14 protein-coding genes are annotated in these 15,595 nt (G+C 70.5%); 2 read left to right on the top strand and 12 right to left on the bottom strand.

Annotated features, from left to right (window positions below):
• Positions 1–210: 210 nt before the first annotated feature.
• Genes GPA04_RS14220 through GPA04_RS14250 form a run of 7 tightly spaced genes read right to left on the bottom strand, consistent with a single transcriptional unit; the run spans position 211 to position 8,381 of the window.
• Entirely contained in the window at positions 211–1,539 is a 1,329-nt protein-coding gene (locus tag GPA04_RS14220) for an MFS transporter (protein ID WP_156224841.1), read from the bottom strand.
• Positions 1,539–2,564 carry an ABC transporter ATP-binding protein gene (locus GPA04_RS14225; protein WP_156224842.1) on the bottom strand — a complete coding sequence of 342 codons (1,026 nt, stop codon included), beginning with the start codon at positions 2,562–2,564 and terminating at the stop codon, positions 1,539–1,541. Before GPA04_RS14225 ends, GPA04_RS14220 begins: the two co-directional genes overlap by 1 nt.
• Positions 2,561–3,586 (bottom strand): ABC transporter ATP-binding protein, encoded by a 1,026-nt coding sequence (locus GPA04_RS14230; RefSeq protein WP_162458620.1) that lies wholly within the window; start codon positions 3,584–3,586, stop codon positions 2,561–2,563. Before GPA04_RS14230 ends, GPA04_RS14225 begins: the two co-directional genes overlap by 4 nt.
• Positions 3,587–3,596: 10 nt before the next feature.
• A complete protein-coding gene (locus tag GPA04_RS14235; protein WP_156224844.1) occupies positions 3,597–4,463 on the bottom strand; it encodes an ABC transporter permease in 867 nt (288 codons plus the stop codon).
• Entirely contained in the window at positions 4,463–5,752 is a 1,290-nt protein-coding gene (locus GPA04_RS14240) for a metal-dependent hydrolase family protein (protein WP_156224845.1), read from the bottom strand. The genes GPA04_RS14235 and GPA04_RS14240 overlap by 1 nt, the downstream gene beginning before the upstream one ends.
• A 12-nt stretch (positions 5,753–5,764) precedes the next feature.
• Positions 5,765–6,700 carry an ABC transporter permease gene (locus GPA04_RS14245; RefSeq protein WP_156224846.1) on the bottom strand — a complete coding sequence of 312 codons (936 nt, stop codon included), beginning with the start codon at positions 6,698–6,700 and terminating at the stop codon, positions 5,765–5,767.
• A 28-nt stretch (positions 6,701–6,728) separates the two neighbouring features.
• Positions 6,729–8,381: an ABC transporter substrate-binding protein gene (locus tag GPA04_RS14250; protein WP_162458621.1), complete on the bottom strand. Its 1,653-nt coding sequence runs from the start codon at positions 8,379–8,381 to the stop codon at positions 6,729–6,731.
• A gap of 272 nt (positions 8,382–8,653) precedes the next feature.
• Between GPA04_RS14250 and GPA04_RS14255 the strand changes: the two genes are divergently transcribed.
• On the top strand, positions 8,654–9,430 hold the full coding sequence (locus GPA04_RS14255; protein ID WP_206674236.1) for a helix-turn-helix transcriptional regulator: 777 nt from the start codon (positions 8,654–8,656) through the stop codon (positions 9,428–9,430).
• Positions 9,427–10,593, top strand: coding sequence for a MalY/PatB family protein (locus tag GPA04_RS14260; RefSeq protein WP_156224848.1), 1,167 nt, complete (start codon positions 9,427–9,429; stop codon positions 10,591–10,593). Before GPA04_RS14255 ends, GPA04_RS14260 begins: the two co-directional genes overlap by 4 nt.
• Positions 10,594–10,621: 28 nt before the next feature.
• On the opposite strand, the gene GPA04_RS14265 is transcribed toward GPA04_RS14260, so the two are convergent.
• Genes GPA04_RS14265 through GPA04_RS14285 form a run of 5 tightly spaced genes read right to left on the bottom strand, consistent with a single transcriptional unit; the run spans position 10,622 to position 15,573 of the window.
• Positions 10,622–11,380, bottom strand: a complete 759-nt coding sequence (locus tag GPA04_RS14265) for an SDR family NAD(P)-dependent oxidoreductase (protein ID WP_156224849.1) — start codon at positions 11,378–11,380, stop codon at positions 10,622–10,624.
• 10 nt (positions 11,381–11,390) lie between these two features.
• On the bottom strand, positions 11,391–12,626 hold the full coding sequence (locus GPA04_RS14270) for an ADP-dependent glucokinase/phosphofructokinase (RefSeq protein ID WP_156224850.1): 1,236 nt from the start codon (positions 12,624–12,626) through the stop codon (positions 11,391–11,393).
• Entirely contained in the window at positions 12,623–13,816 is a 1,194-nt protein-coding gene (locus GPA04_RS14275; RefSeq protein ID WP_156224851.1) for an ADP-dependent glucokinase/phosphofructokinase, read from the bottom strand. The genes GPA04_RS14270 and GPA04_RS14275 overlap by 4 nt, the downstream gene beginning before the upstream one ends.
• Entirely contained in the window at positions 13,813–14,676 is an 864-nt protein-coding gene (locus GPA04_RS14280) for a ketose-bisphosphate aldolase (RefSeq protein WP_156224852.1), read from the bottom strand. The genes GPA04_RS14275 and GPA04_RS14280 overlap by 4 nt, the downstream gene beginning before the upstream one ends.
• 30 nt (positions 14,677–14,706) lie before the next feature.
• Positions 14,707–15,573 (bottom strand): ketose-bisphosphate aldolase, encoded by an 867-nt coding sequence (locus tag GPA04_RS14285; RefSeq protein ID WP_156224853.1) that lies wholly within the window; start codon positions 15,571–15,573, stop codon positions 14,707–14,709.
• Positions 15,574–15,595 lie beyond the last annotated feature (22 nt).

The following is a 15,595-nucleotide window of genomic DNA, read 5'->3' on the forward strand; positions in this document are numbered from 1 at the left end:
CGCGGGCAGCGCGGGCGGGAGAGCGAGAAGCTCGACGAGGGCGAGGGGCTGCGCGGGCGGGTTGGGCCCGCGGGGCTTGGTGGCGGTGGGACTTGGGGGCGGTGGGGCGAAGGGTCGCGAGCCCGCCGCCACGTCGAGGTCGCACCCTTGGCTCGAGGTCGCACCTCCGGAGGTGCGACCTCGAGCCGGAGGTGCGACCTCGAGGGCCCGTCAGTGCGGGGTGGGGGCCGTTGTCGACTCGTCGACCGGCACCCGCGCGGCACGACCGGCCCGGATCGCAAGCACCGCCGTGAGGATCGCCGGCACCAGCAGCACCGCACCGGCGATGTTGACGCCCTGGAACCCGCCGAGCGCCAGGATCGGGCCGGCGAGGGCGGCAGCGCCCGCGCCGGCGTAGTTCATGCCGGCGTCGGTGGCCCCTTGCAGCGGCACCCGGACCCGCTCGGGCGCGGCGGCCGTGAGCAGCGCGGAGCCCGCGATCACGCACCCCGACCACCCCAGCCCGAGCACGGTCAGCGCCACCATCGTGAGCTCGCTGTCGCCGAAGGCGGCGATGTAGCCGAGCACGACGGCGGTGCCCTCGACCGCCATACCCGCGAGCGCGGTGCGGACCGTCCCGAACCGGTCGGCCGCCCACCCCCACACCGGGCTGAGCGCGTACATGCCCAGCACGTGCAGGCTGATGACGATCCCGATGAGCTCGAGCGTCATGCCGTGGTGCTGCATGTGGAGCGGTGTCATCACCATGACCATCACCATGACGGCGTGGGCGCTGGCGATGAGGACGACGGCGAATCTCGCCCGGGGGTTGCCCGCCGCCCACCGCAGCGCGGCCAGGGCACCGACCTTCTCAGCGCCTGACGGCACCGGCGCGGGCGCCGGCGCAGTCGGCTCCGGGCCCACCGGTTGCGCCGCACGCGGCGGCGCGGCGGCGGCAGCGGCGGCCGCCACCCCACCCGCGGCACGCGTCGGCCGGAACAGCAGCCCGATCACGGTCGCGGCCGCCGCGAAGGAGACCACCGAGAACAGGTAGGGGCCCACGAGCTCGGGCAGCCCGAGCGAGACCCCGAGCCGGTCACCGGGCGCCGTCAGGTTGGGGCCGGCGACCGAGCCGATCGTCGTCGCCCAGATCACGATGGACATCGTGCGGGCGCGGCGGTCGGCGGGGACGTCGTCGGCGGCGGCGTACCGCGACTGCAGGTTGCACGCCTGCGCCACCCCGAACAGGCCGAGTCCGACCAGCAGCACGATCAGCTGGCCCACGATCCCGGCGGTGATGATGAGCACGGCGCCGGCCACCGCCAGCACGTAACCGAGCGTCAGTGCTCGGCGCCTGCCGGCCTTGGCCGCCATCGTCGCCAGCGGCACGGCGGCCACGGCCGCACCGAGGACGCTCGCCGCCTGCGCCAGCCCCGCGATCGCGGTGCCACCGAGGCGCTCGGCGAGCAGCGCGCCCACGGCCACCCCGGACGCCACGCCGACGCCGCCGAGCAGGTTGCTCGCGACCAGCGCGGCGAGGTTTCTGCGGGACTGGGCCATCAGATCCCGCTCGTCTCGGCGAAGTGGCACTCGACGGTGTGCGTCGGGCTGACCTGGACCACCGGCGGCGCGACCTGGGCGCACACCTCCGCAGCCATGGGGCACCGGGTGCGGAACCGGCAACCGCTGGGCAGGTTCAGCGGCGTCGGCGGCTCCCCGTGCAGGATGATCCGCTCGCGGCGCACCGTGGGATCCGGGACCGGTGACGCCGCGAGCAGCGCGCGGGTGTAGGGGTGCTGGGGGTTGGCGAACAGGTCGTCGGTGTCCGCGACCTCGACGATCCGTCCGAGATACATCACCCCCACACGTTGCGCCACCTGGCGCACGATCGGCAACCCGTGAGCGATGAACAGGTAGGTCAGACCGAGCCGCTCGCGCAGGTCCACCAGCAGGTTCGTGATCTGCGCCTGCACCGAGACGTCGAGCGCGGAGACCGCCTCGTCGGCCAGGATCAGCCGCGGGTTCAGCGCGATCGCCCGCGCGATCCCGACGCGCTGCCGCTGACCGCCCGAGAGCGCCCGCGGACGAGCGGCCGCCCGGGAGGGGTCCAGACCCACCGAGCGCATCAGCTCGGCCACCCGGTCCGTGAGCGTCGAGCCACGCAGACCCTCGAACACCCGCAGCGGCTCACCGATGATCGATCCCACGCTCATGCGGGGGTTGAGGGAGCCGAGCGGGTCCTGGAACACGACCTGCATCTGCCGCCTGGTCCTGCGCAGCTGCTCGCCGCCCTGGTTCTCGATCGACTGCCCGTCGAAGGTGATCGTGCCCGACGTCGGGGCGTCCAGGCGCACCGCCACCCGGCCCAGCGTGGACTTGCCGGAACCGGACTCGCCCACGAGCCCGAAGGTCTCGCCGCGCTCGATGCTCAGGCTGACGCCGTCGACCGCGCGCAGCGTGCTCGCCGGGTGGAACGGGTTGGTGGAGGTCCGCACCTGGAAGTGCTTGGAGACTTCGTCGAGGGTGAGGATCGGGTCGCCGTCCAGGCGTTCGCCTGCGTCCTGGATCCCGACGACGGCGGTCATGCCGATCCTCCGTTGTGCACGAGCTCGGGGGCCGGGGCGGCCTCCCGCGTGAGCGGGTTCCAGCATGCCACCGTGCCGCCCGCCTCCGGTTCCAGCGGTGGGTCCTCGGTGGTGCAGCGGGGCAGCGCGTTGACGCACCGAGGATGGAAGGCGCAGCCACCCGGCAACGACGAGGGGTCGGGCACGGAGCCGCCGATGGCCGGCAGCACCACCGGTCGCGCGCCCACCATCGGGGGGATGCACGCCAGTAGGCCACCGGTGTACGGGTGGGCGGGCGCGGCGAAGACCTTCTGCGGGTCCGCGTCCTCCACCACCCGCCCGGCGTACATCACGACCACGCGGTCGGCGACCTCGGCCGCGACCCCCATGTCGTGCGTGACCAGCAGCACCGACATGTCCTCCTCGTGCCGGAGCCGATCGATCAGCTCCAGGATCTGGGCCTGGATGGTGACGTCGAGCGCCGTCGTCGGCTCGTCCGCCAGCAGCAGCCGCGGCCGCGCCAGCAGCGCCATCGCGATCATCACCCGCTGGCACATGCCGCCCGAGAGCGCGTGCGGGTAGGAGCGGAGCACACGCTCGCAGTCGTGGATGCCCACCTCCTGCAGCGCCTCCGAGAGCCGGGCGGTCTCGGCCTTGGGGGAGAGGCGCTCGCGGCGGCGCAGCCCCTCCCGCAGCTGGGACTCCACCGTGAACACCGGGTCGAGGCTGCTCAGCGGCTCCTGGAACACCATCGCGAGGTCGCGGCCGCGCATGCGCCGCATCCGCTCGGCGTCGAGGGAGAACAGGTCGACGTCGTCGAAGAGGGCTGTGCCGCCGACCTTCATGCGGCGGTCGAGCTGGGTCAGCCCCATCACGGTCCGGGCCGTGACGGACTTCCCGGAGCCGGACTCCCCGACGAGGCAGACGATCTCCCCCTTGCGCACGTCCAGGGTGGCGTCGCGCACCAGCGGTATGTCTCGGTGTCCGTTGTCGAGCTCGACGCTCACGCCGTCGAGCCGCAGCAGGTGGTCGCGTGCAGGCATCCGGTCTCCCTCAGTCCACATCGAGTCGGTCGCGCAGCCAGTCGCCCGCCAGGCTGACCGCGATCACCGTCAGGGTGAGCACGATCCCCGGGAACGTCGAGATCCACCAGGCCCCGGCGAGGTACGGCTGGCCCATCGCCAGCAGCTGCCCCCAGTCCGGGATCTCGGTGCGGACGCCGAGCCCGAGAAAGCTCAGCGACGCCGCCACGACCACGGACGTCCCGACCGTCACCGTGGCCAGCACCACGGTGGGCGCGACCGAGTTGGGCAGGATGTGCCGCATCAGCACCCGGCCGGGCGCGAACCCGGCCGACCGGGCGGCCTCGACGTAGAGCCGACCGCGGATCGTGAGCACCTGGCCGCGCATCACCCTCGCGAAGCCCGGCACCGCGGAGATCCCGACGGCGATGATCAGGTTGGTCGTCGAGGCACCGAGCGCGCTGGCGATCACCAGCGCGAGCAGCACACCCGGGAAGCACATGAGGATGTCGACGAAGCGGCCCAGCAGCATGTCGGCGGCGCCGCCCAGGTACCCGGCCACCAGCCCGACCAGGCTGCCGATCAGCATGCCGAGCAAGGTGGCCGCGAGCCCGATCACCAGGGCCGCGCGGGCGCCGTGCACGAGCAACGTCAGGACCGAGCGCCCGTAGTGGTCGGTGCCGAGCAACGTCTGCTCGCCCGGCGCCGTCAGCACCCGGGTGGGGTCGAGCGTGGTGGCGTCGTCGGTCGCCAGCACACCCGGGAGCGCGGCTGCCGCCACCACCACGGCCAGCCACGCGAGCGAGAACCCGAGCGTGACGTTGTTGACCGAGACGCGCGAGCGCCACGTGCGGTGGCGCAGCACGGTGGCCTCGGCCACCGCGGTCGCTGCCGCCATCAGCCCAGCCCCTCCGCCGTGACCAGTGCCTGCTCGCGTGCGACCCGGCTCGCCTCGATCATCCGGCGCAGCAGCTCGGGCAGGTCGTCGGGGTCGAGCGGCTCGATCGCCGGCACCGGGTCGGGGGCGAAGTGCTCGCCGCGGGCCACGACCATCCGGAGCTCGTGCAGCGCGGTGAGGTCGGTGAGCGGGTCGCCCGCCACGGCGATGACGTCGGCGCTGGTGCCGGCGGTCAGCTCACCGGTGACGCCCTGCAGGCCCAGGCCGCGGGCGGCGCCCGAGGTCGCGGCCCGGAGCACGTCGCGGATCGGGATGTCGAACTCGTGCATCGACAGCAGCCCGTACACGTATCCGTAGTGCGGGTTGTTGTCGATGCCGGCGTCGGTGCTGGCCATCAGCTTCACACCACGGGCGTAGAGCTCCCCGAGCGGGAACTCCCGCTCCGGCAGCAGCCGCCGGAAGTCGCTCATGCGCGCCGAGCACGTGGGTGAGACCCACGTGTCGGACGCCGCGATCGCGTCGGCGAGCTCGGGGTCGAAGCCGCCGAAGCCCTCCTCGGTCTGGAAGGAGCAGTGCTCCAGGCTGTCGACGCCGGCCGCGAGCGCGCGCCGGATGCCCTCGACACCGTGCGCGTGCGCGGCGACCTTCTTGCCGAGCCGGTGCGCCTCGTCCACGGCCACGTGCAGCTCGTCCTCGGTGAACTGCGCGTGCCACGGCATCGAGCCCGGGGTCATGTTGCCGCCGGTCGACATCACCTTGATGCAGTCGACGCCGGCCTTGTGGTGGCGCCGCACCATCGTGCGCATGGCGTCGGGCGAGTCGACCTCGCCGTTCATGAACCAGCAGTGCCCGCCGGTCACGGTGATCGCAGGGCCGGAAGTCAGGATTCGCGGCCCCCGCGCCGTCCCGGAGGCGATCGCCTCCCGCACGTCCACGCCGAGGTAGTCGCGGGAGCCGAGGTCCCGGGCCGTGGTGACGCCGACGCTGAGCAGCTCGCGAGCGCTGCGCAGCATGAGGGCCACCTGGGCGCTGTCGCCCTCGGCCATCATGCGGGCCACTGGGGTGGGTCCGCCGTCGAACGCCAGGTGCACGTGCGCATCGATGAGGCCGGGCAGCAGGGTCGCGTCACCGAGCGTGCGCACCGTGTCCGCGCGCTCGACCAGGTCCGCGGCGAGGTCGGCCTCGCGGCCCACCCAGGCGATTTGGTCGCCGTCGATCACGACGGCGGCGTGCTCGACCACCTCCAGGTCTGCTCCGACGAGGGCCCGGTCTGCTGTGACTATCTGCATGTTTCCGCCTTTTCAGGATGCGGCCAGCACCGACCGCACGCGCGGGTCGATGTAGGCGTAGGAGATGTCCACGACGATGTTGATGACGATGTAGATCACTGCGATGACGAGCACGACGCCCTGCACCACGGGGTAGTCCTGGCCCCCGATCGCCTGGACCAGCGTCTGCCCGATGCCGCGGCGGCTGAACACCGTCTCCACGATCACCGAGCCGGCCACCAGCCCGCCGAGCTGCAGCCCCACGACCGTCACGGTCGGGATGATCGCGTTGCGCAGCACGTGCTTGACGACGATCACCCGCCCGCGCAGTCCCTTGGCGTGCAGCGCCGTCACGAAGTTCTCGCCCAGCACCTCGATCACGCTGTTGCGCACGAGCCGGGTCACGGTGCCCGCCGCGGCGAGCCCGAGCGTGGCGGCCGGCAGCACCAGCTGCCCGAGCGACCCGCTGCCGGTCGCCGGGAACAGCCCCAGCTGGAACGAGAAGAACATGATGAGCAGCAGGCCCACCCAGAACGAGGGCATCGAGGTGTTGACCAGGCTGAGCACCCGCACCAGGCCGTCGATCCAGGAGTTCCGCTTGATCGCCGCCAGCGACCCGAGGGTGATCCCGGTGACCGCCGAGATCAGCGCCGCGGCCCCGGCCAGCTGCAGCGTCGACCCGATCTGGGCGGCGATCATGCCGGTCACCGGCTGCCGGGTGGCGTAGGACGTCCCCAGGTCCAGCTGCAGCGCGCTGGTGAGGAACGTCCAGTACTGCTCCGGCACCGACCGGTCGAGCCCGAACTGCTGCCGCAGGTTCTCGACCACCTCCGGGCTGGCCGACGCCCCGCCGAGGAGTGCGGCGATCGGGTCACCCGGCAGCAGTCGCAGCGCGATGAACAGCAGCACCGTGACACCGAGCAGGGTGGGGACACCGGCGAGCACCCGCCGCGCGATCACGAATCCCATGGCGCCTCCTCCTCCCGTCGACCCCGGCTCAGCCTGCGAGGAAGGCGTCGTAGAAGATCGGGTATCCCTCGGCGTCGAAGCGCAGGCCCTGCAGGGTGTTGACCGCGAGCGTGTAGGTCGGGACGTAGATCGCGACCGACCGGGCGTTGTCGATGACGTCCTGCTGCAGCTGGGCGACGACGTCCTCGCGCTCGGCGCCCGTCAGCTGCTGGCTCTGCGCCGCCAGGTCGGTGACCGCGGCGTCGTCGGTGTGGCTCAGGTTGAAGCCGGTCTGCCCCGGTGACGGCGTGAAGCGCGGGTCGTACATCTGGTAGAGCACGTTCGGGTCGACCGCCACCAGGCTCAGCCCGGCGATGTCGTACTCACCGTTCTGCTGCCGGGACAGCAGCTCGGCGGTCTGCTCGAAGACCGTCTCGACCTCGAACCCGACGGCCTCCAGGTTGGCCTCGAAGAAGGTGGCCAGGTCCTGCCGCTTCTCGCGGTTGGGCGTGCCCTCCATGTAGACGACCTCGAGCCGGACGCCGTCCTTGGTGCGGACACCGTCGTCACCGAGGACCCAGCCAGCCTCGTCCAGAAGCGCATTCGCACCATCGGCGTCGAACTCGAACGAGCTCTCGACGGCGGCGTCGTATCCGACCGTGGTCGGAGACAGCGGGCCCCACGCGCGGTCGTAGGTGCCGAAGTACAGAGCCTGCACGGCGGAGTCGATGTCGAGCGCCATCCGGGCCGCCTCGCGGACCGATTGATCGGCGAACACCCGGTCGACGTTGAGGTGCAGCTGGTACGGCGCGCCGGACTGCTGCTGCGCGATGTAGGTCAGCGTCCCGTCCGCCTCCACGGCTGCCGCCTCGGTCTCCGGGACGTTGCCGACGCCCTGCACGGTGCCGTTGCGCAGCGAGCCCATCCGGACGGTGGCGTCCGCGATGATCTGGAAGGTCAGATTCTCCAGGTGGGCCGCCCCGGTGTGCACCGCGTTGCCCGGCGCCCAGTCGTAGTCGGCGTTCCTGGTCAGCTCCACGCGGTCCTGCGGCGTGTAGGAGACGAACTCGAACGGGCCGCTGCCGACCGGTGCGATCAGGTAGTCGGCGGGCTCGACCGCGGCGGCCGCCGTCGGCGAGTTCATGCCCATGAAGGGCGAGGTGAGGTTGTTGAGGAACGCCGAGAACGGCGCCGACATCGTCACGACGGCGGTGAAGTCACCGCTCGCCTCGCACGAGGCGTACGGCCCGACGAGCCCGATCGCGTAGATGGACCCGGCGGCCGGGTCGATGATCCGGTCGAGGTTGAAGCAGAGCGCCGCGGCGTCGAAGGCGGTGTCATCCCAGAAGGTGACGTCCTCGCGGAGCGTGAACTCGTAGGTGAGGCCGTCGTCGCTGACGGTCCACTCGGTCGCGAGCCAGGGCTGCAGCTCACCGTTCTCGTCCAGGTAGAGCAGTGAGTCGAACATCTGGCGGAGCACCCGGGCATCCTGCGCCGCCGGGGTCACGTTGGGGTCGAAACCGAAGAACGGGGTGTCGACGGCGAAGATGGCGGACCCGCCGTCGACCGCCTCCATGCTGGGGGTCTGGCTGGATCCTGTCGTGGGGTCGTTGCTGGCACCCCCACCGCAGCCGGCGAGCGCGAGAGCGCCGATCGCCAGAGCTGAGGTGACGGAGAGGCGGGACGTGCGGTTCGCAGTCATGTGTCGCTCCACGGCGTCGAGGGAGGAGGGGGGTCGCGATGGACCAGAGATCGACGGTGTCCTGCGGCGGGGGTGTGCCGGTTCGGACGAGTGGCGCCGGTTCGACGTTGCGTTGGACTCTACAAACGCGAGTTGAAGCACGCAAGGCCTTGTTGAAACATGCAACATGCTGTTGACTTGTTCGTAACACTGCTTCGAGAGGCTTTGTGCTGGTCGGGTCTCTGACCCCGCGACAGCCGCAGGCCGACGCACCACCTTGAGGGGACCTTCGCGTGACCAAGAAGACTCAGCTGACTGCCGAGCGGCAGGAGCCCGTGGCTCCCGGGGACGACCGCTCCACGCTCCAGAGCGACACCGAACGCCTGCTCGCCACCATCACGGAGATGGTGGAACCGCTCGGGCAGGCGATGCCGAGCTCGTCCGAGGTCGTGCTCCACGACCTGTCCAGGCTGCCGGACTCGATCATCGCCGTGCACGGCAACGTCACGGGCCGGCGGGTCGGGGACCCGGCGACCGACCTGCTGCTCCAACGCGCGACGGCGGGCAACCTCGACCACATGCTCGGCTACCGCACCACGCTGCCGGACGGGCGCAACATGCGCTCCACCACCATCATCATCCGCGACCGCGAGGGCACGCCCGTGGCGGCGCTCTGCATCAACTCCGACCTGTCGGTGTGGCAGTCGCTGAACCGCATCGCGGGCGGCATGCTCGGCGACGACGAGGAGCTGGCCAAGCCGGCAGATGACGCGCCCGACGCACCCACCGAGGTCTTCGCACGCGACGTCGACGAGCTCGCCGCGCACCTGATCCACACCTCGATCCTCGAGCAGGGGATCCCGGTGGAGCTCATGAAGAAGGAGCACAAGCTCGCGATCGTCCGCGACCTGCAGGGGCGAGGGATCTTCCTGCTGCGCGACGCCGTCGAGATGCTCGCGACCTCCCTTCAGGTCACCCGGTTCACGATCTACAACTACCTCAACGAGCTGGCAGACGACAGCTCTGCTCCCGCCCGAACACCTGAGAAGCGAAAGGCACGTGAGACATGACCCAGACGATGGGATTCGACGACGTCCGGATCGAGGACCTGCGCAAGGTCGGCTCGATCAAGTGGTCGATGTTCCCCGACACCATCGGTGCCTTCGTGGCGGAGATGGACTTCGGGATCGCACCTCCGATCACGCAGGCCCTGCACGCCGCGGTGGACGTCGGCGCGTTCGGGTACCTGCCGCCGTCGCTGAGCAGTGCGATGTCGGAGGCTCACGCGCGCTACGCGCGGGAGACCTACGGGTGGGACATCGCCGCGGAGTCGGTCCGGCCCATCGCCGACGTCATCGCTGCGCTCGAGGTCTCGATCGAGCACTTCTCCGCCCCGGGTTCGGCGATCGTGCTGCCCACCCCCGCCTACATGCCGTTCCTCACGGTCCCGCTGGCTCACGACCGGGAGGTGATCCAGGTCCCGATGGCGCAGGAGAACGGCCGCTTCGTCTACGACCTCGACGCCATCGACGCCGCGTTCGCCGCCGGGGGCGGGCTGCTGATCCTGTGCAATCCGCACAACCCCGGCGGCCGCGTCATGGAGGTGGCGGAGATGGAGGCGATCGCGCGCGTGGTCGATCGCCACGGTGCGCGGGTGTTCTCCGATGAGATCCACGCACCGCTCGTCTACCCCGGCCACCGCCACGTCCCCTACGCCTCGATCAACGAGACGGCGGCCGGCCACACGCTCACCGCGGCCTCGGCGTCGAAGGCCTGGAACCTGCCCGGCATGAAGTGCGCCCAGGTGATCCTCTCCAACGACGCCGACCGCGAGCTGTGGGCGGGCAAGGGCATGATGTTCGAGCACGGCGCCGCCAACCTCGGTGTCATCGCCAACACGGCCGCCTACTCGGCGGGCGGCCAGTGGCTGCGCGAGGTGATCGGCTACCTCGACGGCAACCGCATGATGCTTGCCGACCTGATCGCCGAGCACCTGCCCGGCGTGCGGTACACCCCACCGGAGGGCACCTACCTCGCGTGGCTCGACTGCCGCGAGCTCGACCTCGGCGACCACCCCGCGCAGTTCTTCTCCGAGAAGGCCGGCGTGTCGATGACCGACGGCGCCATGTGCGGCGAGGTCGGCAAGGGCGTGGTCCGCTACAACTTCGCCACGCCGCGGCCGATCATGGCGCAGGCGATCGAGCAGATGGGGGCGGCGCTCAGGTCCCGCTGACCCGGGCACGCCGGTCCCGCACCGGCGGCTAGGAGAAGTGCACGCCTCCGTTGAGGTCGAGCACGGTGCCGGTGACGAAACCGGAGTCGGGACGCGCGTAGTACTCGACCGCGGCGGCGACGTCGGCCGGGTAGCCGGGCCGTGCGACCGGGATGGCGGCGATCGTCTTCTCCTGGTCGGCCTTCGGCGTGAAGGTCTCGTGGAAGGGGGTGTCGAGGATCAGCCCGGGCGCGATCGAGTTGACGGTGATGCCGGCGGGCGCGACCTCCTTCGCGAGCGCGCGGGTGAAGCCGTCGAGCGCGGCCTTCGAGGTCGCGTAGGCGCCGGAGCCATTGCCGCCGCCGTTCCTGCCGGCGAGCGAGGAGATGTTGATGATCCGGCCGCCCTCACCGAGGTGCCGCAACGCCGCGCGGCTCACGTAGAAGGCGGACGTCACGTTGACCTTCAGCACCAGGTCCCAGTGCTCGTCGGTCATCTCCGCGATTGCGTGCCGTGCGATCAGTCCGCCCGCGTTGTTGACCACGACGTCGACCCCACCGAGCCGGGCGGCGAGATCGTCGACGACGGCGCTCACCGCCGCCGAGTCGGTCGCGTCCAGCTTCGCGCCGATCACCTCGATCCCCTCACCGGCGAGGGTGGCGACGACCTCGTCGGCGGACCGGCTGTGGGTCGTCAGCGCGACGCGCGCACCCGCGGCCGCGAGCTGCCGCACGACGCCGAGTCCGATCCCGATGCCGCCGCCCGTCACGATCACGCGGCGTCCGGCGAGGGTCTGGGGCTGCACCATGCTGTCTCCTTCAGTTGAGGTCTGCTGAGCTGGCCTGCACGAGCAGGTCGCCGCTCACGAACGTATCGCCAAGCCCGATCGTTGAGCGCGGCGTGACCAGGTACGGGGTGGCGACGACGCTCGCGCGGTACCCATGCGTGACCGGTCCCGCAGGCGGGATCTCGACGGCGAGACTCGAGTGGTCCGGGATGACCCAGCTCCCTCGTGGCTCACCCGCCTCGGCCCGGTTCGCCGCCGCTAGGCTCCCCGCGGCTAGCGCCAGCTCCTCGCGTTCCGGATCACGGCGATGAACGCTCATCGCCCACTCGTCGGCATGCACGACCACCCGTGCAAGCTTGTGCTCGGCGGCGAACGCCGCTGCCACGTGCGCCGGGTCGCCGGCGCCAACGAGGCGATTGAGCTCGCTCGCGTTCATGCCGACCGAGTCCACGTGTTCACCCACCAGCTCCATCACGCGACCCAGCTCACCTGCGCCTGCGTACTCGGCAAGCTCCAGGTGCACGAGCCGAGCACCACCGGCGCGCCACCCCGCGGCCGCTTCAGCGACCTGCGGAACTGCCGCCTCACGGGCGCGACCGATCCCGTTCAGTCCTGAGACCAGCCCCACGCCGTCGCGCACGAGCGCAGCCGAGCGTGTCAGGAAGCCAGGGTCGAGCTGCAGCCGCTTCCGGGCCAGCACCACGGTGATACGGCTCGACCGCGCGACCGTCACGCCGCCGCCACTCGTCCCGCGTGTCAGTTCCAGCACATGGTTGGACGGCACCACCGGACCGGGGACCGGAGTCACCCGGCGCACCGTGATCGGCTCACCGGCGGCAATCACCCGCACGTGCTCGGCCGTGGCGCGCAGCTGCCGTTCGCTGCGGTTCGTCAACGCCAGCAGCGGAGCCAGCCCGAGCGACGACCAGCTCCAGCACGCCTGGATCGACGTCCCGCCGCACTGCACCCGCTCGGGTGCGCCGGCGAGCTGCTCCAACAGGGGCTCTGCGTCCTCGTCGTCGATGAAGAGCTCACCGTCGCGTCCCTCCAGGAGCCATCTCCGCAGCGTCGCCAGCCCCTGGCCGAAGGTGTCGGAGCCGACATGCCCGGCAGTCATGAGCCGCTCGAGCGCCGCGTCGCTGACACGGTGCAGCGCATCGGTGGTGGCGCTGAAGCCGGCGACGATCGGCCCGCTCGCGGCGACGAGCGCTTCGCGTTGCTCGACCAGCTGCTCGTAGCGCTGGCGAGCGTCACTGCCGCCGGTCACGGTGCCACCAGACCCGCGACGAGGCCGCCAAGGAAGGTGTCGCCGAGCCCGATGGTGGTTGGTCGGGGCGTCGCGGGGCGCGGGATCGTCACGACGGCGATGTTCTCAGCCACAGCGTCCTCGATCCGCGCGGCCACCGCCGCCATCTGTTGCTCGATCGGGATCTCGGCGACGCTGTCGCGATGCTCGGCTCGCCAGTCGTCACCGTGGGCGAAGCGTGCCGTCGCAGTGAGCACCCCGGAGCGGAGCGCCTCTCGGCGGTCGGTCGCGCCGCCGTGGGCAAGCGCCCACTCTTGTGTGTGCAGCACGAGGGTGGCGACCCCCACGACCGCGTGCAGCTCGCGGACCGCATCCGCCACCGCGTCAGCCTCCAACAGGTCCAGCGGGCGTCCGAGATAGATCTGCGCCTCGTCCTCGTTCATGGACCAGATGTCGATCACACCGGCCAGCTCGCTCAGCACCACCTGCCGCTGCTCGTCGTGGTGGAAGCCGGCATCCTCGTAGAGGACGACCGCGTCGGGGCGCCGCTGCTCCAGTGCCTGGCGCACCTGCCCGACGCGCTCACGGATCGCTGCCAGGTCCTGCATGGAGTTGAACCCCGACACCACGACCACCTCGGCCGCCGCTACAGCCTCACCGAAGTCAGGATGAAGGCGCAGCTCGGCGTTCGGGGGGTCATTGACCAAGATCAGCCGGTTGGGCCGGGACGCGACCACTTCGGTGTCACCCACACGTACCCGCGCGCCTGCGGGGTACTGCACGATCACGTGGGGATCGGTTGAGTCCGTCTCCGCACTGCAGAGGTAGGAGGTCGAAGCCGGGAGCAGCCGTCGCACGTCGTCGTCGATCGAGACCAGGTGCAGCAGAGAGGGCACACCGAGCCGATCGAGCGCGACAGCGGCACGCACGCTTGACCCGCCCAGCGTGACGACGGCCGGGAATCGGCGCGCGAAAGTGAGCAACGCTGCCGCGTCCTCGACGAAGCGCTCACCTCCGTTGTCCTCCCGCATCTGCACGAGCAGCGTGCGCAGGATGTCCCGCTCACCGACCACCGCGCTCGGCATCGCCAGGTCCTCGTCCGTGATCCCGTGCTCTCGCACGAGCTCCTCGATCGCCGTCGCGTCCCACGCGATCTCGTGGTCGACGCACCCACCCATGCCGAGCACGACCCTCGTGCCTGCAACGCTCATCGGTACAGGGAGGCCTTTCCCGCGGCGCCGAACATGTCGATCTTCTGGGCCGCGACCACCTGCAGGGCGGCCTCGCACGAGGGCTGGATGGCGTTCGGCTCCCGCAGGCCTTCGTCGCCGAGCACCTCACGCATGCGTGAGTAGTACGCGACCTTGATGTCCGAGGAGATGTTGACCTTGTTGATCCCGCGCCTGCATGCCTGTGCGATCTCGTCGTCGGGGTTGTTGGAACCCCCGTGCAGCACGAGCGGCGCCGAGACCACCGCGTCGATCTCATCGAGCAGGTCGAGCTTGAGCTCGGGCGTGAGCGAGGAGGGGTAGAGGCCGTGCCGGGTGCCGATCGCGACGGCCAGCGAGTCCACACCGGTCTCCTCGACGAACCGTGCCGCGTCGGCGGGCACCGTGTAGATGATGTCGTCAGTCCCGGACTCGGCGTAGCCGTCGGTCTTCCCGATCGTGCCGAGCTCGGCCTCCACGGAGACGCCCACTGCGTGCGCGACCTCCGCCACCCGCCTCGAGAGCGCCACGTTCTCGTCGAACGGCAGCAACGAGGCGTCGATCATCACCGACGTGAAGCCGTACTGGATCGCCGTGAGCGCCTGCTCGAACGTGGCGCCGTGGTCCCAGTGGATCGCTGTCGGGACCGACGACGTGCGGGCACGATCGATGATGGCGGGAAGCACGTATCGCCCGATGTGCCTCACCTCGTCCGGGTGGATCGCGATGATGTGCGGCGCCTGCTTCTCCTCACAGACCTCAAACACGGCGTTCATCATCGAGTAGTCGCTGATGTTGAAGGCGGGTACGGCGAAGTTGCCCTCGGCCGCCACTTTCAGCACCTGGTCTCCGGACAGCAGCATGTATGGCTCCTCTGAATCTCGTCGGTGGGGTCAGCTGTAGTGGTGGGTGGTGCCGGCGGATGCGAAGAGGCCGATCTTGTGGCGCACCAACTCCTTGGCGGCATCCATCGCTGTCGGCACGATCAGTCGCGGGTCGAGCAGCTTCCGGTCCTGGAGCACCTCGCGCATGCCGCTGTAGAAGGCGGTCTTGACGTCGGAAGAGATATTGACCTTGTTGATCCCCCGGGTGCAGGCATCGCGGATCTCGGCGTCGGGGTTGTCCGATCCGCCATGCAGCACCAACGGGATGTCGACCACGTCGTCGATCGCGTCCAGCAGATCGAGCTTGATCTGCGGGGTCAGGCTCTTGGGGTAGATGCCGTGTCGGGTGCCGATGGCGATCGCGAGCGAGTCGATGCCGGTCCTATCGGCGAACTCTCTCGCCTCGGACGGCTCGGTGTAGAGGATGTCGTCGGTGCCGCCCTCGTCGGCGCCCTCGGTCTTGCCGATGGTCCCCAGCTCGCCCTCGACCGAGACACCGGCAGCGTGGGCGATCTCAACGACGCGCGACGTGATCTCGATGTTCGTCTCGAAGGGCTGCAGCGAGGCGTCGATCATCACCGAGGTGTAACCGAGCCGGATCGCCCGAACTACCTCGGTCAGATCGTTGCCATGATCCCAGTGCAGCGCGGTCGGGACGCTGCTGCGCGCCGCACGCGAGAGCACCGCCGGGATGAAGTCGGGGCCGATCCAATTCCCTTCTTTGGGACCGAGGGCCACGATGAGCGGCGACTTCTGCTCCTCGCACACCTCGAACGCCGCCATCAGCATGCCGAAGTCGGACAGGTTCAGTGCCGGCACGGCGAAGCCGTGCTCGCTCGCCGGTGCAAGGATCTCAGACCCTGTGATGAGTGCCATGAAGGTCGTGCTGCCTCTCGTT

The organism is Pseudactinotalea suaedae (assembly GCF_009733815.1).
Taxonomy (GTDB): domain Bacteria; phylum Actinomycetota; class Actinomycetes; order Actinomycetales; family Beutenbergiaceae; genus Pseudactinotalea; species Pseudactinotalea suaedae.

Excerpts from the sequence above, each read along its gene's own strand:
- GPA04_RS14250 (WP_162458621.1), bottom strand. The coding sequence starts at position 8,381 with ATGACTGCGAACCGCACGTCCCGCCTCTCCGTCACCTCAGCTCTGGCG.
- GPA04_RS14245 (WP_156224846.1), bottom strand. The coding sequence starts at position 6,700 with ATGGGATTCGTGATCGCGCGGCGGGTGCTCGCCGGTGTCCCCACCCTG.
- GPA04_RS14230 (WP_162458620.1), bottom strand. The coding sequence starts at position 3,586 with ATGCCTGCACGCGACCACCTGCTGCGGCTCGACGGCGTGAGCGTCGAG.
- GPA04_RS14240 (WP_156224845.1), bottom strand. The coding sequence starts at position 5,752 with ATGCAGATAGTCACAGCAGACCGGGCCCTCGTCGGAGCAGACCTGGAG.
- GPA04_RS14260 (WP_156224848.1), top strand. The coding sequence starts at position 9,427 with ATGACCCAGACGATGGGATTCGACGACGTCCGGATCGAGGACCTGCGC.
- GPA04_RS14220 (WP_156224841.1), bottom strand. The coding sequence starts at position 1,539 with ATGGCCCAGTCCCGCAGAAACCTCGCCGCGCTGGTCGCGAGCAACCTG.
- GPA04_RS14235 (WP_156224844.1), bottom strand. The coding sequence starts at position 4,463 with ATGGCGGCAGCGACCGCGGTGGCCGAGGCCACCGTGCTGCGCCACCGC.
- GPA04_RS14265 (WP_156224849.1), bottom strand. The coding sequence starts at position 11,380 with ATGGTGCAGCCCCAGACCCTCGCCGGACGCCGCGTGATCGTGACGGGC.
- GPA04_RS14280 (WP_156224852.1), bottom strand. The coding sequence starts at position 14,676 with ATGCTGCTGTCCGGAGACCAGGTGCTGAAAGTGGCGGCCGAGGGCAAC.
- GPA04_RS14285 (WP_156224853.1), bottom strand. The coding sequence starts at position 15,573 with ATGGCACTCATCACAGGGTCTGAGATCCTTGCACCGGCGAGCGAGCAC.
- GPA04_RS14225 (WP_156224842.1), bottom strand. The coding sequence starts at position 2,564 with ATGACCGCCGTCGTCGGGATCCAGGACGCAGGCGAACGCCTGGACGGC.
- GPA04_RS14275 (WP_156224851.1), bottom strand. The coding sequence starts at position 13,816 with ATGAGCGTTGCAGGCACGAGGGTCGTGCTCGGCATGGGTGGGTGCGTC.